The following is a 242-nucleotide window of genomic DNA, read 5'->3' on the forward strand; positions in this document are numbered from 1 at the left end:
GTCGAAAACGTGGTATTTCAGGTAACTCAACATTATATTTTTCGTTGAATTTCAACCGCCAGAACTCAATGTTCTTCGGCCAGTTTTTTTGTCCTCTGGCTGCTTGAGAAAACATCGAGGCTGACATCCCCAAATCCGTTGCCATTTGTGCTTGGTTTATGCCCAAATCGACACGGATTTTTGCCAGTGTGGCACCGAGTGGTGTCAGTGTTTTTCTTGCCATCATTCACTCCTTTTAATTT

1 protein-coding gene is annotated in these 242 nt (G+C 43.0%); it reads right to left on the reverse strand.

Going from position 1 to position 242, the window contains the following annotated elements:
* Positions 1–223: hypothetical protein (locus tag AC6UDF_RS07410; protein WP_500724252.1), on the reverse strand; the 223-nt coding region annotated here is incomplete at its 3' end.
* Positions 224–242 lie beyond the last annotated feature (19 nt).

Source organism: Fructilactobacillus sp. X2R6C1, from assembly GCF_059901295.1.